Here is a 20,577-nt window from a genome sequence, read left to right as displayed (position 1 = left end):
CGGGAGACGATGATCATGAAAGTGCTGAAAACTCCACAGGCAGCGGCAGTATGGACTGTATTAAGGGTATGGCTGGGTATCCAATGGATAGAAGCGGGATGGCATAAGCTCGCGGATGGCTTTGATGCAGGAGGATTCCTGCAGGGGGCAATCGCTCAGGCAGGAGGGGAACATCCGGCTGTTCAGGGCTGGTATGCCGGATTCCTTGAGAATTTTGCGCTTCCGAATGTAGAATTGTTCAATGTTCTGATACCTTGGGGAGAACTTCTGGTTGGAGCCGGGCTTATACTTGGGGCAGCAACCATTCCTGCACTGATTGCGGGTGCATTCATGAATCTTAACTTCCTTCTGGCCGGTACAGTTAGCACGAATCCGATTTTGTACACAGCAGCGATCCTACTTTTATTTGCCGGAGGGGCAGCTTATTACTGGGGCGCTGACCGTATCCTGATTCCATACTTTAAGAACATGGCAAAGAAGAATAAAGCGGATGGTTTTACGAAAAGGCATGCCCACGGGCACTAGGAAAGCGAAAAGCAGCAGGTACAGGACCTGCTGCTTTTCTAATGCTGAGAGAGTGGGGGCAAATGCCCTCAACCGGTCAGCGGCTGTTTTTGGCGCGCTGATCGGCAGCTTTTGAACGTGCCATAGCTTCTAAATCATCATGGTCTGCGAGGTCACGGTCAAATTCGACATCCAGTCCATCTGATTTCATGTTCTTCGGAACTTGTGGAAGTGATGCTTTGTTTTTATCCCGAGTTTTATGTCCATGTGCACGGCCCATTCGAAAAACCCCTTTCAACAATAAAAGTACGGAATTGGCTTCCGTACTCTTAGCTTGCACCCTATCAAAGCAATTATGAGTTTTTTGCATCAATGCTTGGATTTTTTCTTCGTAAAGCCGCCGGCCTGGTCTGCCAGCTTGAACTCCCGTGAGTAAACAACCTCCTGCATGCTTGACAATGTACTCTTCGACTTATCTTTGGCTTTTTTATCCATCAGGCAACATCCCTTTCCGAAAAAAATGAACTCCTTTTCTTAATTTTTCCTAAAAAGGAAGTAAACATACCCTCTCAATAGATATCTTTCAATGCTTCCTGGAGCCCAGGATAGCGGAAGCGAAATCCGGCTGCCTCCAGCTTGGCGGGAAGAACGCGCTGTCCTTCCAGAACCAGCTTGCTCATTTCCCCAAGCGCGAGCTTAAGCGCAAAGGCCGGAGCAGGAATCCAGTGGGGCCGGTGGAGGGCGTTTCCCAAGGTCCTGCCAAAATCCTTCATTTGGACAGGATGGGGGCTCGTAAAATTAACCGGGCCGCTTAGATCTTTATTTTCCATAGCAAACATAATGCCCCTTGCCACGTCTTCAAGATGAATCCATGAAACCCACTGACTGCCGCTGCCGACATTGCCTCCTGCAAAAAGTTTGTAGGGGAGAGCCATCCGGGGGAGCGCCCCGTCATTCTTTTCAAGAATGATCCCGAATCGGCAGAATGCGGTGCGGACGTTCCATCTGCCTGCCTCTGCCGCCTTTTCTTCCCACTGTTTTACCGTCTGTGCCAAAAAATCTCCGGCCGGTTCTGTATCGCTTTCTGTAAATGTCTCTGTTTCCGAAGTGCCATAATAGCCGACTGCACTGGCATTAATCAGGGCCTCGGGCTTGGTCTTAAGCTCAGCGATTATTTTCAGGACAGCCTCGGTGGCTTCCAGCCTGCTGCTGATGATCCGCCTTTTCCTTTCTTCTGTCCATCGGCCGCTGTTGATTGATTCGCCTGCGAGATTGACGATATAATCTAATTCTTTCAGCTGGGCAGCCGGTGTGTCGCCTTCATTCAGCCACTGGATATAGTGGATATTATTCCCGTTCTTTTTTCCTTCCGTGCTTCTCGTTAAAATGTAGACGGTATGGCCCGATTCTGCCAGCATTTTCACAAGGGCATGCCCGACAAAGCCGGTCCCGCCTGTAATAGCTATTCTCATTGGTGGACCTCCTTTTCCTATACTATTTATACGCTTTTTCCTGTGTAAACTCCTTTTCCAGGCTGCAGTTTGCAAGTGATGCAGCACATTGTGATAAAGTGGAGGGAGAGGTGAAGAGGATGCCGATAATCACAAAAATATCAGTCCAGCAAAAAAGAAAGGACCGCTATAACATTTTTATGGATTATGGCAAGGGTGAACAGTATGCCTTCAGTGCCGATGAAGACGTAATTATCAAGTTCGGCCTGAAAAAAGGGATGGAGCTTGACGCGCTCTCCCTGACCCAAATAGAATTTCAGGATGAAATCAGAAAAGCCTATAATCAGGCTATTCATTATTTATCCAGAAGAATGAGATCGGAAACAGAGGTAAGGAAGCATCTTGCCGAAAAAGAAACAGATGAAAGCATCGTCAATGAAGTCATCATGAAGCTGTACGAATATAAATTTTTAAATGACAATGAATTTGCCGTCGCATATGTGAGGACACAGGCCAATACTTCTGATAAAGGCCCTGACGTGATTAAACGGGAGCTGAAGGAAAAGGGGATATCACAGCCGAATATTGAGGAAGCCATACAGGAGTTCCCGGAAGAAGCTCAAGTCGAAGCAGCAGTGAAGCTTTGCCAGAAGTATGCTAAAAAATACAGCCGTGAATCGCGGAGGCTCCTGAAGCAAAAGCTTGAGCAGATGCTTGTCAGGAAAGGCTATCCTTTCTCAGTCATTAATATTGCCATCGAAGAAGCGGAGCTCGAGGAAGAAGACAGCGGCGAGATGGACGCCATCCGATATCAGGGAGAAAAAGCGCATCGGAAATATGAAAAGCTGCAGGGCTATGAATATAAACAAAAAATGAAGCAGGCCCTCTTCAGAAAAGGTTTTCCGATTGAATTGATTGACCGGTTCCTTGAGGAAAAGGAAGAGGAAGAATAGAAACAGGCAGCGGAATTATCGCTGCCTGTTTTTTTGTTTCGGTTTATCTCGCAATTCAAGTAAGGCCCGGACCTGTCCAATCATTTTCCCGACTCAATGACAATCTTCTCCTCCAGCCGGTTTTCAATGATAATTCCGGCTACCTCAGCAGGGGAGCGGAGGCGTGAGCGGTCTGAAATATAGTTATTATGATCCCAGAATGGGGTGTCCATGCCGCCCATATAAACTGCCTGTATGAGGACTGGATCGTTTTCGTATTCTTTCTGCAGACTTTCTGTGAAGCCGCGGGCCGCAAATTTGCTGGCACAGTACGCAGCTTCATTTGCTTTGCCGCGCAGGCCGGCGGTTGAAATGATATTCATAAGGAAGCTGCCCTTCTTTTGCTTGATAGCCGGGAGGAGTGCCTGTGCCATATAGATGGTGCCCAACAGGTTGACGGAAAGCATATCATGGAGGTCTTCGTCCTTCAGGTCTTCAAACGGACCGAAATGCCCGACGCCGGCATTGTTGATCACTCCGTATAAATCGAATTGCTCTGCCAGTCCCGCTGCTTTCTCCTTTACTTCAGCCGGCTTGCTGATATCAAGAGTCAGGACATCCGCTTTTCCTCCCTGGCTGGAGATTGCTTCTCTCGCTTCCTGTAGAGCCGCTTCACGCCTCCCGGATAGTAGGATATGGAAACCCAGGCCAGCGTATTTGAGGGCCAGCTCCCTTCCAAGGCCGGTGCCCGCCCCGGTGATGATAACTGATTGCATGTTGAGTCCTCCTTCAAGGGTAAAGTCCTTTATTTATACAGCCTTTTTCACTATACTAAAAAAAGATGAAGTTTTCCTCCCGGCAGGCCGGACACAGGAATAAAAAGGATGGATTAAAATGGCGCAGGATAAACGATACAGTCAGCTTTCCGAATACGAACTGCAGCAGGAAATTGCCAGCTTGCATGAGCAGGCGAGAAAGGCTGAACAAATGGGTATGCTCAGTGAATTTGCTGTCCTCGAGAGAAAGGCAATCATGGCCAAGGCATATCTGCTTGATCCGAAGGACTTTAATGCAGGGGAGATTTATGAAGTGGATGGAGATCCCGGCTCATATTTTAAAATAGACTATTTGAATGGCGTGTTCGCCTGGGGCTTCAGGCTGCATGGCGGAAAAGAGGAAGAGGCGCTTCCGATTTCCATGCTGAAGGAATTAAAGGAAAACCAGAGCGGGGAGCTCTGATTTTCCTGCAGGCTAGGCCTGTTTCCTTGTTTGTCTTTTCAGAATAATGAGGTCCTGTGATTGCTGGGTCTGCCCATTTACCTGGGCATGTGCATGCTTTGGCCGGTAAAAGGGACCAGTAAACGGACTGGAATAAGGATTGTTATCAAAAAACTTTTTAGAGTTTCCCATAATCAAACCTCCTCATTATTGTTTAAAACAATTCAGGTGTATCATCTGTACGGTTTGATGACGCCCGCATGCGTTCCTGCGGATGGGTATTGATTGACCCGTCAGCACGTTTAGAAGCATATTCTGCTTTCGCCCGCGGTTCGCCTTCAAACTTGTTATGGCTCTGATTTGGGAAATTCTTTGCTTTGTTCCGCATTCGTTTCCCCTCCTCGTGGTATGCTTGCGCGTGCTGCCCTGGTTAGCCACGCAAGAATAGTATGTGTTTAAAAAAGCAGGCTTATGAACGAACTGCAATAACAATAATATTTGGCAAAGAGGTGCTGTCTATGTTTGAAACACAAGAAAGACTGGTTGAGCTTCTTATGGAGAAAAACGGCAATCTCACTTACAGCCAGGCGCGTACGTGGGTAGAGCTTTTATGGGATGATTTCGAGACGACCCGTGCGAAGGCGGGCTATGAGTATAAAGGAAGCCAGATGACAGACAGGATTGTCAGGCAGTGGATTGAAAACTACGGCAGCAGGCTTCATGACTTCGTCGCGAGCAATCCTAAATATAAAGATCTGCTTGACCAGGAGCAGGATGATAAAAATCTGCATTAAAAAAGATGGCAAAATGCCATCTTTTTTTAGAATAAGAAAGTATATAACTTTTTCGAATTTGATTACTGTCTAGCAGCTGCGCCTACCCCCTCGAGGTCACAAGGCGATTCTCCCAAGAAGGCAAAGAACGCCTTTCCGGGAAGATTGTCTTGAGGCCCCCAGGATGGGGGTCATGCAGACGTTGCCACAGGACGTGGCGTTCTTAGTCTGCGATCCTTTGGGGTGAGCAAGGCGCTTGCGCTTTTCTTAATTTGGTATGATATCCAGCTTCTTCCGCAGCTTTTCCTCACTGAAAATCCATCCTGTATAAGAAGAAATGATATTCAGGTCTTTGTCGAGCTGAACGACGGCAACGAATGGATAATGTCCGTTGCTGCGGTATCTGAGATCAATGAAGCGGACTTCGAATGATTCCTCGAGATCTTCTACCTCCCACCTGTATACAGGGGAGAAGGAAAGAAATGCCGACAAATTTTTATCCTTTTTGGCAGCTTCCAGCACTGGCGTCTGCGGCACCGGCACCCTGTTAAACTGATCCAGGATATCGATATGCCCATTATTGGCCCGGCCGACAAAGAATTGATGTTTAGTCATGATGGCCAGCCGCCATTGATGGAATTTCATCGTAGGGGCGGTGATGATATCCACAGCATCAGGAATGATGATTTTTACTGCCTTCAGGACGGCCCGCTGGGCAAGGAAGCGGGTGATATAGTATGCGACCAGTACGGCATATATCGCGAGGAATGTATAGCCGGGGTGCGCACCCATTATCCAGAAGAATAATCCGGCAACATGAATCGCGAATATAAAGGGATCAAATGTATTGATAATTCCCAACGCGACCCATTTTGAGGAAAATGGCCTTAAAGCCTGTGTCCCATAAGAATTAAATATGTCGACAAAAACATGAAGGAATACGGCCCCAAATGTCCAAATCCATAGGTGAAGCAGGTTTGCTTCAGGAAAGAATGGATAAATGACCGCAAGGATTGCAAGCGGCCACAGGATGACAGCCGGGATGCTGTGCGTGATTCCCCTGTGATTCCGTATATAGACTGCATTGTTTCTAAGCTTTAATACTGTATCAATGTCCGGGGCTTGAGAGCCGATGAGCGCCCCGATCATGACGCTCGTCGCTGTTGCTGTACTATCTGCTACGACGGGGTCCAGAGTGGCAAGCCCGCCGAGTGCAAAGCCCATGACAACATGTGTGCCTGTATCCAAGAGGAAAGAACCTCCTTCCATGGAATAATCTTAAGTTGCGCTGTTTCTGTATTTTATCAGTAAAAAGCTTGTCATCAAAGCCATTCATGGTTTACGTTAAAGGAGCTGCCAAAATAATATGAAGCATGAAATCCAAATGTTTTTGCAGTATCAAGTACATCCAGCAGATTGGACTCTTTTTAAAAGCTCAATCGAAAAAATCGCAGCGCTTCTCCCTGTGTATGAAGCAGCTGATATTTCGTTCGTCTACTCTGGGGCTGACCATGAGCCTTCGTTCGTTACGGAAACCTGCTCACTGCCGACAGAAGCCCATTACTTCGCGCTGAAAAAGCTGAGAAGCACAAGCGGGCACTCTGCATTCGGCTGCCTGGACAGCTTCATACCCGGCGGTCTCGAAGAAATCCGATTCTGGGCTTTGAAAAAGAAACTTTAATATTATATTCCCATATTTCATGGAAGTTTAACATCCGGAGGATCAAAATTGAAAAAAACAGCATTAGCCAATTTAGATGCATTTGATAAAGAAACCTTCCGCCAGGACCTGATCGGCTGGTTTGAACAGGAACAGCGGACACTGCCATGGCGGCAGGACCAGGATCCCTATAAGGTATGGGTATCGGAAATCATGCTCCAGCAGACAAGGGTCGACACAGTCATTCCATATTTCAACCGGTTCATTGAACAATTTCCGACAATAGAGGCGCTTGCAGAGGCTGATGAAGACAAGGTGCTGAAGGCATGGGAGGGGCTTGGCTATTATTCCAGAGCCCGGAACCTTCAGTCAGCTGTGAGGGAGGTTCATGAGCAGTACGAAGGCAGGGTCCCTGATAATCTGAAGGAGATTTCCTCATTAAAAGGGGTCGGCCCTTATACAGCAGGGGCAATTTTGAGCATTGCCTACGGAATTCCGGAGCCGGCCGTCGACGGCAATGTGATGAGGGTGCTGTCAAGGATCCTCTCCATCTGGGAGGATATTGCAAAGCCTGCAACCCGCAAAATTTTTGAAGAGGCGGTGCGGGAGCTCATTTCACACGAAAAACCATCATTCTTCAATCAGGCACTCATGGAACTAGGTGCACTGATCTGCACCCCGACGTCGCCATCCTGCCTGCTGTGCCCTGTGCGGGAGCATTGCCATGCCTTTTATGAAGGCAAGCAGAGTGAACTGCCAATAAAGACGAAGAACAAAAAGCAGAAGGACGTCCAGATTGCAGCTGTTGTGCTGCGGGACAGCGAGGGGAGATACCTGATCAGAAAAAGGCCTGAAAAGGGCCTGCTGGCCAATCTATGGGAGTTTCCTAATACAGAAATCAATCTTGCTTTTTTACATGAAAAAGACCAGCTTGCACACCTGATCAAAGAGCAGTACGGCGCGGTGATTAAAACGGCTGAAATGACAGGGCAGATTGATCATGTGTTTACCCATCTCACCTGGCATATCCATGTTTATAAAGGGACGGTCCTTTCCCTGGAAGAAGAACGAAGCGATCTGAAGCTTGTGACCGAAGAAGAGCTGAAGGCATATGCCTTCCCGGTTTCCCATCAGAAAATGCTGAAGCAGGTGCAGGAGCATAAATAGGAGCAGCAGGAGGTTAGCCCTGCTGTTTTTTGCCTGCTTTCAATAATCTGAGCAAGCCGCTTCCGCATTTCTATTTGTCCAGCTCCAGCGGCTAGAGCCTCGAGTCATAAGCCACACCAGAATTAAAGGCAAAGAACGCCTTTTATTCTGCCGCGTCTTATGCTTGTCGGCTCTGGGCAAGCCGCTTCCGCATTTCTATTTGTCCAGCTCAGGCTCCTAGGTGCTCGAGTCATAAGTCACTTTGGAACCGAAGGCAAAGAACACCTTCAATTCCTTATGCTTGTCGCACCTGAACAGTCGCCTCCGCATTTCTATTCATAACTGACCCGTGTCCCATGTGTGTAATCAGCTTCCTGCCTTTTAAGGCCGCCGCGGCTTTCGATTTCTTCTATGATCTCCCGGTGGATGGTTTGTCCCTCTGCATTTAGGTAGGGGACTACCTGCTGCATGGAATGATGGAAAAAGGCGAGTTCGCTGTTCGTCCATTCCGTCTTTTTCACCATGGTTAGTTCAGTCATATCCCTTCCAACGTACATAATGTCCTCCCTTTCTCTTTGAGCCCTGTTGTTTAAGATTAGTGTTATAATCCTGTTTGCCAGATATACATGGAAAAGATAAAATGAAAACAAATGAAACAGGAAAGGAATTACGATTCATGACACAAAAAGTAGCACTTGTAACAGGAAGCAGCCGGGGCATCGGGAAGGCGACTGCCATTTCCCTTGCCAAGGAAGGATATGATATTGTCATCAATTATGCCAGGAGCAAAAAGTCTGCACAGGAAACGGCAGAACAAATTGAAGCGCTTGGCAGAAAAGCGCTGATCGTCAGGGCAAATGTCGGCGATGTAGAGAAGATTAAGGTTCTCTTCCAGGAAATCAGGAATGAATTCGGCCGCCTGGATGTTTTTGTCAATAATGCGGCATCCGGTGTCCTCCGCCCTGCCATGGAGCTTGAAGAAAGCCATTGGGACTGGACAATGAATATTAACAGCAAGGCCCTGCTGTTCTGTGCACAGGAAGCAGCCAAACTGATGGAGGAGAGCGGGGGCGGCAAGATTGTCAGCATCAGCTCGCTCGGCTCGATCCGCTATCTGGAAAACTATACAACAGTCGGTGTATCAAAGGCGGCACTGGAAGCATTAACCCGCTACCTGGCTGTTGAACTCGCGCCGATGAATATCGCTGTCAACGCAGTCTCCGGGGGAGCAGTCGATACAGAGGCATTAAAGCATTTTCCTAACCGGGAAGAGCTTTTATCTGAGGCAAGGGAAAAGACTCCGGCTGGGCGGATGGTTGAGATTGAAGATATGGTCAACGCAGTTATGTTCCTGCTGTCCGATAAATCAGGCATGATCAGGGGCCAGACCATCATAGTAGACGGAGGGATCTCCCTGCTTGTTTAACATTGTGAATTAGAATTTTTTTCCTGAAAATTAAAGGATATTTTCTCTGCGGCTGGTTAAATTAATAGTCGTGGAGGTGATTAACAATGGCAAACAGACAAAACCAAACTCAAGCTGGCACTAACATCCAGGAAGTGCGCCAGCAAAACGCTCAAGCTTCTCAAGGCCAGCAAGGTCAATTCGGCACTGAGTTCGCTAGCGAAACAAACGCTCAAGAAGTACGTCAGCAAAACCAGCAGGCTGAAGCCCGCAAAGGTCAAAACGCTGGCAGACAAAGCCGCTAATTGTTCGGGAAGGCACTCTTTTATCCGCAAAGAGTGCCTTCTTTTTATTTTGCTCTTTTAGCAGGGGAATGCCGTTTCTAAGAGCAATCCCCGCCCAGAAAGACAACCTTCCCGGACCTGAATGAGGGAATCAGAAGCAGGATGAAAAATAAGCGTAGGAAGTCCCTTATTTTCAAAAAACTGCTAAAAGCAGCTCAAATAGACGGAGAAATTCCGTCTATCGACTCAAAAAACAGTAATATGGCAACTCCGCTCCGCTTAACCGGAAATTCATTCAGCAGATTAACCGGAGAATCTCCGCTTATTTTGAGGCTTGCTAATTTTAAATTAAAAGTTTGGAAAGCAGAATCCGACTTCGAACATTTATCCAGCTCCAGCGCCTACACCCTCGAGGTTTGCTTGTCGGGGGTGGGCAAAGCGCTTCCGCTTTTCTATATTCGACAAAACTTCCTTTCAATCAGCAGAACTAGTCAAAGGAATGATTCGGGCAAAGCCGAAATACATAGGTAGAATCTGAAATTGGGACGGTGACCTGTATGAGCACTTTTGACCTGCTGGTATCTGAACAGATGAAAACAATGGAAAAGCTCCTGTTTCTTCAGTCAGAACTGGAACGCTGCCAGGAAATTGAGCACGAGCTTAAAATAATCCAGGAGGAAACAGAGCTGGAAAGCGTCCAGTTTGAAATCCACCGCATGAAAGAAGAATTGCGCGAGATCCACCGGGTGTTTGAAGCCCAGACGGAAGAGGTGATCAGGTCTTATCAGGAAGTGAATCTGACCTGCGGCTGAAAGCTGTACATTGGGGAGAAGGTCAGGGAAATGGCAGGATCCTTGCACTTTATGAGAGACTATACGGGATTGATCGGGCCATTGAGAGATTTTTCAATGGCTCTTTGTTTTAAATTCTTTCTTTAACCGTTATAATAATAGGAAATAATACGTTCTTTGTTGCCTTTTGTCGTTTTAGGAAACTTGTGCAAGTCATTTGATAGGTTGCAAAGCGTTTGGGAATGAAAGTAGGGGAGAAGAAATGGGCGTACCCATCGAAGGAGAACCGATGCAAATACACAGCTACAAACACAATGGGCACATCCATCGCGTCTGGGAGGAAACGACCGTTCTAAAAGGGACACAAAGCCTTGTGATCGGAGGAAATGACAGAACCATTGTGACGGAATCCGATGGGAGGACCTGGGTGACCCGGGAGCCGGCAATCTGTTATTTTCATTCACAGTACTGGTTCAATATCATTGGGATGATCCGGGAGGATGGCGTGTATTATTACTGCAATATCAGCTCTCCTTTTATATTTGACGGCGAAGCGCTGAAGTATATTGATTATGATTTGGATATCAAAGTCTTTCCGGATATGACATTCAATCTTCTCGATGAAGATGAATATGAGCGGCACCGGAAGGAAATGAACTATCCAGAAGTCATCGACAAGATATTAAAAGCGAATGTCGATAAGCTGATCCAGTGGATCCGCCAGCGGAAAGGGCCTTTTGCCCCGGATTTTATTGACATTTGGTATGAGAGATATTTAACTTACAGACGCTGATATTAAGGATAAAAAAGCCTGTGTAGCACCTGTTGACCTTGTTTCAACAGGTTTTTATCTGTTTAAAAGAGGTATTCTATAGAGAGAGCATTAAGGGGGGCAGCAATTGGACAGCATCAAAAGATATATGAAATTTGTTAAGCCGTACCGGCTGCAAATAATCGGCACACTTTTAATAGGCATCATAAAATTTGCCATTCCGCTTTTAATTCCGCTTCTAATTAAATATGTAATTGATGATATTGTCGGGAATGACTTACTGTCCCAAAGCGGAAAAACGGAAAGGCTGCTATGGATCATGGGAGTCATGATCGTTATCTTTGTACTGGCCCGTCCGCCCATTGAGTATTACAGGCAGTATTTCGCACAATGGACAGCCAGCAAAATTCTTTATGATATCCGTGATAGTCTGTTTCACCATATACAGAAGCTCAGCTTTAAGTTTTATTCCAATAACAGGGCTGGGGAAATCATTTCAAGGGTCATCAATGATGTCGAACAGACAAAGACCTTTGTTGTCACAGGCCTTATGAACCTATGGCTTGATATTGCAACGATCATTATCGCGGTCGTGATTATGTTCAATATGGATATTAAACTGACGATCGTTTCCCTGATTCTTTTCCCATTCTATGCTTTCAGTGTCAGGTACTTCTTCGGAAACCTTAGAAAGCTGACCCGGGTGAGGTCCCAGGCTCTCGCAGAGGTCCAGGGTTATTTGCATGAACGTGTCCAGGGAATGGCCGTTGTAAAAAGCTTTGCCATTGAAGACCATGAGCAGAAGCAGTTTGACAGCCAAAATAAAAATTTCCTGGAGAAAGCCATTGACCATACAAAATGGAATGCAAAAGCTTTCGCTGTCGTTAATACCATAACCGATATAGCGCCATTGATCGTTATTGGCTACTCAGGCTATGAGGTCATACAGGGGGATTTGTCAATTGGAACCATGATGGCTTTTATCGCCTATATTGACAGGCTTTATAATCCGCTCCGCCGGCTTGTCAATTCTTCCACAACCCTGACACAGTCGATTGCATCAATGGACCGGGTGTTTGAACTGGCTGACGAGAAATACGACATCGATGATTCCCCGGACAGCATTGAAGTCACCGATGTAAAGGGGCATATTGAATTCAAGGATGTGGATTTTTCATACGATAAGGAAGAAGAAACGGTCTTAAAAGATATTTCCCTTGATGTCCGGCAGGGCGAGACCATTGCCCTTGTTGGCATGAGCGGAGGAGGAAAATCTTCCTTGATCAGTCTGATCCCCCGTTTTTACGACGTGACGAAGGGGGAGATCCTGCTTGATGGGACAGATATCAGGCGGTTTAAGGTTCGTTCACTCCGTGATAAGATTGGAATTGTATTGCAGGATAATATTCTTTTTAGTGAGTCCGTTAAAACAAATATCCTTCTCGGCAAGCCGCATGCGAGTGATGAAGAAGTGATTGCAGCTGCCAAGGCTGCCAATGCCCATGATTTCATCATGAACCTTCCTGATGCTTATGAGACGAAAGTCGGAGAAAGGGGCGTAAAGCTGTCAGGAGGGCAAAAGCAGAGGGTGGCAATCGCCAGGATCTTCCTGAAGAATCCGCCGATCCTGATACTCGATGAAGCTACATCCGCGCTTGACCTGGAAAGCGAGCACCTCATCCAGGAGGCTTTGGAAAAGCTGGCTAAAGACAGGACTACCTTTATTGTAGCCCACCGGCTCTCAACCATTACGCATGCCGACAGGATTGTCCATATCGAGAATGGGGAAATTGCCGAAATCGGTAATCATGAAGAACTTATGGCCAGACAGGGGCATTATTATAACTTATTCCAGGTACAGCAGCTGGAGCATTGAAAAAAACCTCCTCTTTTACAGAAACCATACTGTAAAGGGGGAGGTTTTTTTGTTAAGACCAGGTAATTTTACTCATATAACAAAAGAGCCTGGCATATGATGGGGGAAGCCGGTCCCATCCCCTGTAAGGTATTTCGGGTTTTGAAATGTTTTTAAAAAATTTAATATATTTAAATAATTTAGAAAAATCTGTAGACTTGTATGGGCTTTTTTTATAGAATGAGAAAAAGATAGTGACCAAAGGTACAAATTTAAAGGGGCATGACGTAAGCTGTGCTGCCCTGGTTGACAGCATTTAAGCTGCAAGAAGTAAGGAGAATCCATGAAAGACCAATGCTTCAGCATGGAAAAAAGGAAGGAGTAATGGTGTGAGTCAAGCTCCCGTTTTAGATGTAAAGCAGCTGAAAACCTCCTTTTTTTCTTCAGATGGAGAAATACCAGCTGTGGATGAAATCAGTTTTTCGGTCCGTAAAGGTGAAATTCTGGGAATAGTAGGCGAATCAGGCTGCGGCAAAAGCGTGACATCGCTGTCGATCATGAAGCTGATCCCCCAGCCGCCCGGAAAAATCGTTGGCGGCGAGATTCTGCTGAATGGCGAGGACCTGGTGGCAGCTTCAGAGAGCAGGATGAGGGAAATAAGAGGGAATGAAGTGGCGATGATTTTCCAGGAGCCGATGACTTCTCTGAACCCGCTGTTCACCATCGGCAGCCAGCTGGTGGAGGGCATTACGATACATAAGAAGATAAAGAAAAAGGAAGCAGCCAGCCAGGCTGTAGAAATGCTGAAGCTTGTAGGGCTGCCGAGGGCAGAGCAGATCATGAAGGAATATCCGCACCAGCTTTCAGGAGGGATGAGGCAAAGGGTGATGATTGCCATGGCCCTCTCCTGCCATCCGAAGCTGCTGATCGCGGATGAACCGACAACCGCGCTCGATGTGACGATTCAGGCCCAGATCCTCGCTCTTATGAAGGACTTGAATAAAAAGCTTGATACGGCGATTGTGATGATCACCCATGACCTTGGCGTTGTTGCCGAGGTCTGTGAAAGGGTCATTGTCATGTATGCAGGCAAGGTAGTCGAGGAAGCGCCTGTCAGGGAAATCTTCAAAAACGCGAAGCACCCGTATACAATCGGGCTTCTCCAGTCGGTCCCCGATATTAGGGAGAGGAAGGACAGGCTGTACTCGATACCGGGAAATGTCCCTAAGCCCGGCTCAGTCAAGCATGGCTGCCGCTTTGCGGCAAGATGCGAATTTGTCCATGACCGCTGTCTGTCCGAAACGCCGGAACTGTACCAGGGGAATTCTCCGGTGCACACGGTAAGATGCTTTCTTCATGATGAATCAGGAGGTGCGGCCAATGGCGGAAGTTCTGCTTGAGGTTAATCAGCTTAAAAAGTATTTTCCGATAACAGGCGGCCTTTTTGGCAAGAAGACCGGAGATGTAAAAGCCGTTGATGATGTCAGCTTTTATGTGAATAAAGGGGAAACGCTCGGGATTGTAGGGGAGAGCGGCTGCGGGAAGTCAACAACCGGCAGGATGCTGATGAGGCTGATCGAACCTACCGAAGGAAAGGTGCTGTTTGAAGGGAAGGAACTGACAGGACTGAACGATTCGGAAATGAGGAAGATGCGCAAGGAAATGCAGATGGTATTCCAGGATCCGTTTGCTTCCCTGAACCCCCGCCATACAGTCGAAAAAATCCTTGAGGAGCCACTGATCGTCCACGGGATGGGGGATAAAAAGGAGCGGAAGCAAAGGGTAAGAGAGATGCTTGAAGTCGTCGGATTGAGCAGCTGGCATGCGAAAAGATATCCCCACCAGTTCAGCGGGGGGCAAAGGCAGAGGATCGGGATCGCACGGGCCCTGATGACCAGGCCGAAGCTGATCATTGCGGATGAGCCGGTCTCTGCACTCGATGTTTCCATCCAGTCACAGGTGCTGAACCTGCTTGAAGACCTGCAAAAGGAGTTTCAGCTGACTTATATTTTCATAGCCCATGATCTGGGTGTTGTCAGGCATATCAGCGACAGGGTGGGAGTAATGTATCTGGGGAGGCTGGTAGAAATCACGACAGCTGAAAAGCTGTATGAAAATCCCCTGCATCCTTATACTTCAGCCCTTCTTGATGCGGTGCCGGTCCCGGATCCTGATCTGCGCAAGGAAGCTGAGCTTTTGAGCGGAGACATCCCGAGCCCGGCGAACCCGCCAAAAGGGTGCGCGTTCCATACAAGGTGCCGGGAGTGCATGGAAATCTGCACGGTCGAGCGGCCGCAGCTGGAAGAAATTGAAGAGGGTCATTTTGCAGCCTGCCACTTATACACCAGTAACAGGGTGCATGCATGATAAAAGAAAGATATTAAAAGGGGGAAAAGTATGAAAAAGCGCAATGGTCTTTTAATGTTGGTTTTTGCCATGCTGCTGTCATTGGGGCTTGCAGGCTGCAGCGGCAGCCAGTCAAGCGGCACAGATGAAGGCGAGAAGGATTCCGGTTCAGATGCGGGCGGTGAAACAGCTGCCGGCGGAACACTTGTCTTCGGGCGAAGCGGAGACTCTGATGCTCTGGACCCGGCGATTACAACCGAAGGTGAATCCTTCAAGGTTACAGTTAATATTTTTGAAACTCTGATCAACTTTGGAGAGCAGGATACAGAAATCCAGCCTGGCCTTGCAACTGAATGGGAGGAAAGTGAAGACGGGCTGAAGCATACGCTTAAGCTTCGCGAGGGAGTCAAGTTCCATGACGGTACAGATTTCAATGCAGAAGCAGTCGTCTTCAACTTCAACCGCTGGAAAGCAGGCAATAAAGAAGAATTCTATTATTATGCCTCTCAATTTGGCGATGTGCTTACAGAGGTAAAAGCCGTTGATGACTATACAGTCGAATTTACATTAAGCAGGCCGATCGCTCCATTCCTGAAAAACCTGGCGATGTCGCCATTTGGAATCGCGAGTCCTGCTGCAGTAGAAAAGGCCGGCGATAAGTTCACTGACAGCCCTGTCGGAACAGGACCTTTCAAGTTCAAAGAATGGAAACGGAACGACCGTGTCGTCATTGAGAAGAACCCGGATTACTGGCAGGAAGGCCTGCCAAAGCTTGACTCAGTCATTTTCAGGGTCATCCCTGAAAACTCAGCAAGGCTGAATGCTTTGTCTACAGGCGAGGTTGACCTGATTGATGGCGTAAGCTTCAGTGATGTAGGGCAAATCGAAGGAAATGCAGATCTGCAGCTGTTTGACCGTCCGTCCATGAATGTCGGCTATCTTGGGCTTACCAATACACGCGGCCCGCTGAAAGATAAGAAGGTCCGACAGGCGCTGAACTATGCGGTGGATAAGCAGGCACTCATCGATGCCTTCTATTCCGGATATGCAGAGCCAGCGAAGAACCCGATGCCGCCGGGAATTGCAGGCTACAATGATGAGGTGCAGGATTATGAGTATAATCCTGAAAAAGCGAAGGAGCTTCTGAAGGAAGCTGGCTACGAAAATGGATTTGAGATGGAGCTTTGGGCAATGCCGGTTGCACGTCCATATATGCCGGACGGTCAAAAGGTTGCTGAAGCCATCCAGGCCAACTTTGCTGATATTGGCGTAAAGGCGAAAATCGTATCCTATGAATGGGGAACTTACCTCGACAAAGCCAATAAAGGGGAAGCAGATTCCTTCCTACTCGGCTGGACAGGCGACAATGGGGATGCTGACAACTTCCTTTATGTACTACTGGACCAGGATACTATCGGATCCAATAACTATACCTATTATAAAAATCAGGAGGTCCACGATCTTCTGATAAAAGCACAGACGCTGACAGATCAGGCCGAGCGTGAAGAGCTGTATAAGCAGGCCCAGCTGATCATCAAGGATGATGCACCATGGATCCCGCTTGTCCACTCCAATCCTGTCCTTGCAGGAAAAGCGGATATTACTGGATTCAAGCCTCATCCAACAGGATCGGATCTGCTGTCTTCTGTGGAATTTAAAAAGTAAATGGAAAGATAGAAAGAAAGGGAGTTCCTTATAGCGGCTCCCTTTTCTTTTAGCCGGACTGATGCGGCTGGACAACCATCAAGAGAGGTGAAAACATGCTTTCATATACGATCAAACGAATATTTTCCCTTATACCGGTCTTATTGGGCTTATCGCTGATTGTATTTTTCATGATCAGGGCCATACCGGGAGATCCCGCCCAAATCATCCTGGGCCAGCTGGCAACGAAAGAGGCTGTGGCGGATTTGACAGAGCAGCTTGGGCTTGATAAGCCCTGGTTCATTCAATATTTTACATATTTGGGGGGCCTGTTTACGGGTGATCTGGGGGAATCGCTCCGTACGAAGGCACCGATCAGCGGAGAAATTTGGCCGTTCCTGGCAGCTACGATGGAACTTTCATTCTGCGCTATGCTCATTGCCATCTTTTTCGGCGTGAATGCAGGTATCATCAGTGCCTGGTTCCAAAACTCCTGGTTTGATTATATTGCCATGGTGCTTGCGCTTATTGGCGTATCAATGCCGATTTTCTGGCTTGGCCTTATGGAGCAGTGGATTTTTGCCATCAATTTGGACTGGCTGCCTACATCCGGCCGGGAAGAGGTCAGAAATCCGGTTGAGGCCATCACCAATCTTTATATCATCGATACCCTCCTGGCAGGGAGGATGGATCAGTTCTGGGATGTCATCCGCCACCTTGTGCTTCCGAGCCTTGCATTATCGACCATTCCGATGGCCATTATTGCCAGGATCACGCGCTCGACAATGCTTGAGGTAATGCGTTCAGACTTCATTCGTACCGCAAGGGCCAAAGGGCTAAGGATGTTCTGGGTCGTGTACAAGCATTCTCTGAAAAATGCCATCATCCCTGTTTTGACGATTATCGGGCTGCAGACAGGGCTCCTTCTTGGCGGTGCCATCCTGACGGAGACCATTTTCAGCTGGCCGGGAATCGGAAGATATATCTATGAAGCTATCAATTACCGCGATTATCCGGTTATCCAATCAGGGATCCTTGTCATTGCATTCATCTTTGTCATGATCAATCTGATTGTCGACCTCTTATATGCGGCAATCGATCCAAGGATCAAATACAACTAAAGGAGGGAAGAAGCCTATGGAATTATCAACAGAAAAAAATGTACATCCGTCAGCGGTCCAGGCCGAGGAAAAGGTGGAATCCCCCTGGCTTGAAGCATGGCGGAGCTTCCGGAAGAACAAGCTGGCCGTTGTGGGCGCGCTTATTGTTCTGTTCTTTGTCATCCTGGCTGTATTTGCGCCGCTGATAGCCCCTACAGGCATCAATGAGCAGCAGCTGGCAAACCGGCTGAAGGCCCCATCGGCCGACCATTGGTTCGGAACCGATGACTTTGGAAGGGATATTCTTTCCCGGGTAATTTATGGGGCGCGGATTTCATTATGGGTAGGCTTTCTGGCCGTCCTCGGCTCACTAGCCGCAGGCTGTCTGCTTGGCATCCTTGCAGGCTATTATGGCCGCTGGGTGGATACAATCATTTCACGGTTCTTTGATATCATGCTTGCATTTCCAAGCATCCTATTGGCAATTGCGATTGTAGCTGTACTGGGTCCATCCTTAAGGAATGCGCTCATTGCCATTGCCATCATCAATATCCCTAACTTTGGGCGCCTGATCCGTTCCCGTGTGCTCAGTGTAAAGCAGGAGGAATATATCATGGCGGCCAAGGCGGTCGGCATGAGTGATGCCCGTATCTTATTCCTTCACGTCCTGCCGAACAGCATGGGTCCAATCATCGTCCAGGGAACACTGGCAGTAGCAACAGCCATCATTGAAGCAGCTGCATTGGGCTTCCTTGGACTGGGGGCAGAAGCACCAAATCCGGAGTGGGGAAAAATGCTCTCAGATGCAAAGGCATATCTCATCCAGGCCCCCTGGACAATGATCTTCCCAGGCCTCGCCATCATGCTCACAGTACTTGGCTTCAACCTCATGGGCGATGGGCTGAGAGATGCATTGGATCCTAGGATGAAGAGTTAGGAAGGAGTGGTAATGGCACCTGTTTATCCTACGGCATAAGGCATAGGGTGTTTTGGCTAAAAGGTGCTTTTGACTTTGTTTACCAGAAAAAGGGTAATGTCTAAAAGGGTACGTAAAGAAATCTTCCGCTCCCTTTTAAATTTATATAAAATTCTCTAACTCTAATTAACTAATAGATTTCATAGCTACCCAGGGTATTACTCTACTCAAAATTTAAAACGCACGTTGATTGGAGTGGAAGGTACGAAGACTCCTGCGGGAGATAGCGGCAAGGCTGGGACCCCGCAAGAGCTTGCTCTGAGGAGGCTCAGCGTCGCCCCGCGGAAAGCGAAGTGCCTGGAACGGAAATCAACAGCCTCCATTAACGGAAAAAACTAATGATAAAGCACAGCCTTCGTTTGAAAAATTATAAAACAAAAGCAGCCTGATGGCTGCTTTAGTAATTTATTCCTCATTTTCCTCTATACTAATCTCGTTTTCATCTTTATGGTACGACTGAAAACTAGAAATCAATGTATCCAAATGCTCGACCTGTTCATCATATTCGATGATAGCAGAGATGATCTGCATGGTATGGTAGATGATCTGCTCATCATCATTTTCCATGTTTTTATGCTGCGCCAGGAAGAAGGTGAACAGCTCCTTGCGGTCAAGGCAGATATCGCCTTCTTCAAAGCTCACCTGCGGTTTCACTTTTCCAATGAACTTGAGCATCACATGCTCATGATAGTGTATCAGACAGTCCAGCTGCTGCTGGATAGAATTCTGGAAATCCTCTGGCATCTGCTGCAGCTCGTATTCATGGCGGTGCAGCCTTTTCAGTGTTTCAAGCGACATTTTAACGGTCGAGATCATCTGTCTGTAGATGACCAGCTTTCTCGCTTTGACCGGGCTGTCTTTTTTCAGGTAATTCCGTTCTTCCTTATACATAAGGTACAGCTGATCGAGCTTGATGACATCATCTTTCAGCTTTTCGATATCATTTTTTAAGAGCATATGCTCAGAGGCATGGCGGACGTTCAGTCTGATCCACTTTGTAATATCTTCTGTCGCATTGGATATTTTATAATATAGCTTGTTTTCATATTTAGGGGGCAGGAATACAAGATTGACCAGAAAAGCTGATAATATCCCAAGCATGATGGTCGAAAAACGGATAACAGCAAATTGAACGAAGTCCTCACCCGGAGTTTCCATGATGGCGATTAAGGTAACCAGGGACAGGCCGATGGTTTTTTCAAGCTTCAGCTTCAGGTTGATAATGATGACAATGACTGCGGCAAGGCCGACAATGAAATAGTTGTTCCCGAAAACAAGAACAAAGACGACGGCAATGACAGCCCCGATGATATTGCCCTGGATCTGCTCGATTACCGATAGATACGATCTGTAGATGGTAGGCTGAATCGCAAAAATAGCCGCGATGCCTGCAAAAACAGGAGTTGGCAGGTTGAAAATTTCTGATAAAAATAAAGACAGTATGATGGCAATTCCCGTTTTTAGTATTCGGGCTCCAAGCTTCATGAAAATAATATCCTTTCGTATTTATAATGGCTGCTTTAGCAAAAATACAGCCATTATCTATTTTATACTTAATTTAAACCGATTTGCTCATTGTTAAACAATTATGTACTATACAGGGATTATCCTTGAAGTTCAAGGGACAAATATGATAAATCTCCGATAAAATTCCATTAAGGCGCTTACATGAAAAAAGTGGAGCATTGCCGGCTCTATTTTATTATATTGATGGAGAAGA

25 protein-coding genes are annotated in these 20,577 nt (G+C 47.2%); 16 read left to right on the top strand and 9 right to left on the bottom strand.

The genetic code is table 11. The annotated features are described in order from the left end of the window. The first annotated feature begins 15 nt into the window (after positions 1–15). Positions 16–525 carry a DoxX family membrane protein gene (locus tag ACQCVH_RS20325; protein WP_426837403.1) on the top strand — a complete coding sequence of 170 codons (510 nt, stop codon included), beginning with the start codon at positions 16–18 and terminating at the stop codon, positions 523–525. A gap of 76 nt (positions 526–601) precedes the next feature. Here the strand turns inward: ACQCVH_RS20325 and ACQCVH_RS20320 are convergent, their stop codons facing one another. From ACQCVH_RS20320 to ACQCVH_RS20310, 3 genes are all read right to left on the bottom strand, one after another. Further along, the gene (locus ACQCVH_RS20320) at positions 602–784 is read right to left on the bottom strand and encodes a YfhD family protein (RefSeq protein WP_022543504.1); all 183 of its coding nucleotides are present in this window, start codon (positions 782–784) and stop codon (positions 602–604) included. 89 nt (positions 785–873) lie between these two features. After that, complete coding sequence (locus ACQCVH_RS20315; RefSeq protein ID WP_257989966.1) at positions 874–999, bottom strand: YfhE family protein; 126 nt, start codon at positions 997–999, stop codon at positions 874–876. A gap of 74 nt (positions 1,000–1,073) precedes the next feature. Further along, positions 1,074–1,976 (bottom strand): TIGR01777 family oxidoreductase, encoded by a 903-nt coding sequence (locus ACQCVH_RS20310; RefSeq protein WP_426837402.1) that lies wholly within the window; start codon positions 1,974–1,976, stop codon positions 1,074–1,076. A 119-nt stretch (positions 1,977–2,095) separates the two neighbouring features. On the opposite strand from ACQCVH_RS20310, the gene recX reads away from it, so the two are divergent. Next, positions 2,096–2,908, top strand: a complete 813-nt coding sequence (recX, locus tag ACQCVH_RS20305; RefSeq protein WP_426837401.1) for a recombination regulator RecX — start codon at positions 2,096–2,098, stop codon at positions 2,906–2,908. Positions 2,909–2,988: 80 nt separating this feature from the next. On the opposite strand, the gene ACQCVH_RS20300 is transcribed toward recX, so the two are convergent. Next, a complete protein-coding gene (locus ACQCVH_RS20300) occupies positions 2,989–3,663 on the bottom strand; it encodes an SDR family NAD(P)-dependent oxidoreductase (RefSeq protein WP_426837400.1) in 675 nt (224 codons plus the stop codon). Positions 3,664–3,781: 118 nt separating this feature from the next. Between ACQCVH_RS20300 and ACQCVH_RS20295 the strand changes: the two genes are divergently transcribed. Continuing rightward, positions 3,782–4,126, top strand: coding sequence for a YfhH family protein (locus ACQCVH_RS20295; RefSeq protein WP_426837399.1), 345 nt, complete (start codon positions 3,782–3,784; stop codon positions 4,124–4,126). 12 nt (positions 4,127–4,138) lie between these two features. Here ACQCVH_RS20295 and ACQCVH_RS20290 read toward each other — a convergent pair whose 3' ends face one another. Together ACQCVH_RS20290 and ACQCVH_RS20285 are read right to left on the bottom strand one after the other, a co-directional pair. Continuing rightward, entirely contained in the window at positions 4,139–4,297 is a 159-nt protein-coding gene (locus ACQCVH_RS20290) for a YpzG family protein (RefSeq protein WP_009795194.1), read from the bottom strand. 22 nt (positions 4,298–4,319) lie between these two features. Next, the gene (locus ACQCVH_RS20285) at positions 4,320–4,493 is read right to left on the bottom strand and encodes a small, acid-soluble spore protein K (protein WP_224904428.1); all 174 of its coding nucleotides are present in this window, start codon (positions 4,491–4,493) and stop codon (positions 4,320–4,322) included. Positions 4,494–4,623: 130 nt separating this feature from the next. Between ACQCVH_RS20285 and ACQCVH_RS20280 the strand changes: the two genes are divergently transcribed. Next, entirely contained in the window at positions 4,624–4,899 is a 276-nt protein-coding gene (locus ACQCVH_RS20280; protein ID WP_224904426.1) for a YfhJ family protein, read from the top strand. A 246-nt stretch (positions 4,900–5,145) separates the two neighbouring features. Here ACQCVH_RS20280 and ACQCVH_RS20275 read toward each other — a convergent pair whose 3' ends face one another. Then, positions 5,146–6,126, bottom strand: a complete 981-nt coding sequence (locus ACQCVH_RS20275; protein ID WP_426837398.1) for a metal-dependent hydrolase — start codon at positions 6,124–6,126, stop codon at positions 5,146–5,148. Positions 6,127–6,244: 118 nt separating this feature from the next. On the opposite strand from ACQCVH_RS20275, the gene ACQCVH_RS20270 reads away from it, so the two are divergent. Together ACQCVH_RS20270 and mutY are read left to right on the top strand one after the other, a co-directional pair. After that, positions 6,245–6,559, top strand: coding sequence for a hypothetical protein (locus tag ACQCVH_RS20270; RefSeq protein WP_426837397.1), 315 nt, complete (start codon positions 6,245–6,247; stop codon positions 6,557–6,559). Positions 6,560–6,607: 48 nt separating this feature from the next. Beyond that, positions 6,608–7,705: an A/G-specific adenine glycosylase gene (gene mutY / locus ACQCVH_RS20265; RefSeq protein ID WP_426837396.1), complete on the top strand. Its 1,098-nt coding sequence runs from the start codon at positions 6,608–6,610 to the stop codon at positions 7,703–7,705. Positions 7,706–8,016: 311 nt separating this feature from the next. On the opposite strand, the gene ACQCVH_RS20260 is transcribed toward mutY, so the two are convergent. After that, the gene (locus ACQCVH_RS20260) at positions 8,017–8,241 is read right to left on the bottom strand and encodes a hypothetical protein (protein ID WP_426837395.1); all 225 of its coding nucleotides are present in this window, start codon (positions 8,239–8,241) and stop codon (positions 8,017–8,019) included. Between the two features lie 119 nt (positions 8,242–8,360). Here ACQCVH_RS20260 and fabL point away from each other — a divergent pair, with 119 nt between their 5' ends. From fabL to ACQCVH_RS20210, 10 genes are all read left to right on the top strand, one after another. Next, a complete protein-coding gene (gene fabL, locus ACQCVH_RS20255; protein ID WP_426837394.1) occupies positions 8,361–9,110 on the top strand; it encodes an enoyl-[acyl-carrier-protein] reductase FabL in 750 nt (249 codons plus the stop codon). An 86-nt stretch (positions 9,111–9,196) separates the two neighbouring features. After that, positions 9,197–9,394 (top strand): gamma-type small acid-soluble spore protein, encoded by a 198-nt coding sequence (locus tag ACQCVH_RS20250; RefSeq protein WP_009795202.1) that lies wholly within the window; start codon positions 9,197–9,199, stop codon positions 9,392–9,394. A gap of 536 nt (positions 9,395–9,930) precedes the next feature. Beyond that, positions 9,931–10,185: a YgaB family protein gene (locus ACQCVH_RS20245; protein ID WP_224904411.1), complete on the top strand. Its 255-nt coding sequence runs from the start codon at positions 9,931–9,933 to the stop codon at positions 10,183–10,185. 241 nt (positions 10,186–10,426) lie between these two features. Then, on the top strand, positions 10,427–10,957 hold the full coding sequence (gene ntdP, locus ACQCVH_RS20240; RefSeq protein ID WP_148974602.1) for a nucleoside tri-diphosphate phosphatase: 531 nt from the start codon (positions 10,427–10,429) through the stop codon (positions 10,955–10,957). Positions 10,958–11,063: 106 nt separating this feature from the next. Then, on the top strand, positions 11,064–12,812 hold the full coding sequence (locus ACQCVH_RS20235; RefSeq protein WP_426837393.1) for an ABC transporter ATP-binding protein: 1,749 nt from the start codon (positions 11,064–11,066) through the stop codon (positions 12,810–12,812). 368 nt (positions 12,813–13,180) lie between these two features. Further along, positions 13,181–14,191: an ABC transporter ATP-binding protein gene (locus tag ACQCVH_RS20230; RefSeq protein WP_224904409.1), complete on the top strand. Its 1,011-nt coding sequence runs from the start codon at positions 13,181–13,183 to the stop codon at positions 14,189–14,191. Continuing rightward, positions 14,172–15,158: an ABC transporter ATP-binding protein gene (locus ACQCVH_RS20225; protein ID WP_426837392.1), complete on the top strand. Its 987-nt coding sequence runs from the start codon at positions 14,172–14,174 to the stop codon at positions 15,156–15,158. Before ACQCVH_RS20230 ends, ACQCVH_RS20225 begins: the two co-directional genes overlap by 20 nt. Positions 15,159–15,188: 30 nt before the next feature. Beyond that, positions 15,189–16,802: an ABC transporter substrate-binding protein gene (locus ACQCVH_RS20220; protein ID WP_426837391.1), complete on the top strand. Its 1,614-nt coding sequence runs from the start codon at positions 15,189–15,191 to the stop codon at positions 16,800–16,802. A gap of 95 nt (positions 16,803–16,897) precedes the next feature. After that, positions 16,898–17,902 carry an ABC transporter permease gene (locus ACQCVH_RS20215; protein WP_009795210.1) on the top strand — a complete coding sequence of 335 codons (1,005 nt, stop codon included), beginning with the start codon at positions 16,898–16,900 and terminating at the stop codon, positions 17,900–17,902. 16 nt (positions 17,903–17,918) lie between these two features. Further along, positions 17,919–18,818 carry an ABC transporter permease gene (locus tag ACQCVH_RS20210; protein ID WP_022543512.1) on the top strand — a complete coding sequence of 300 codons (900 nt, stop codon included), beginning with the start codon at positions 17,919–17,921 and terminating at the stop codon, positions 18,816–18,818. Positions 18,819–19,262: 444 nt separating this feature from the next. Here the strand turns inward: ACQCVH_RS20210 and ACQCVH_RS20205 are convergent, their stop codons facing one another. Next, positions 19,263–20,342, bottom strand: a complete 1,080-nt coding sequence (locus ACQCVH_RS20205) for an FUSC family protein (RefSeq protein WP_426837390.1) — start codon at positions 20,340–20,342, stop codon at positions 19,263–19,265. Between the last annotated feature and the right edge of the window lie 235 nt (positions 20,343–20,577).

The sequence above is a fragment of the Bacillus infantis genome, from assembly GCF_050107595.1.
Taxonomy (GTDB): Bacteria; Bacillota; Bacilli; order Bacillales; family Cytobacillaceae; genus Bacillus_AB; species Bacillus_AB infantis_C.
The sequence above is the reverse complement of the archived record's forward strand: the minus strand, read 5'-3'. Positions and strand labels throughout refer to the sequence as shown.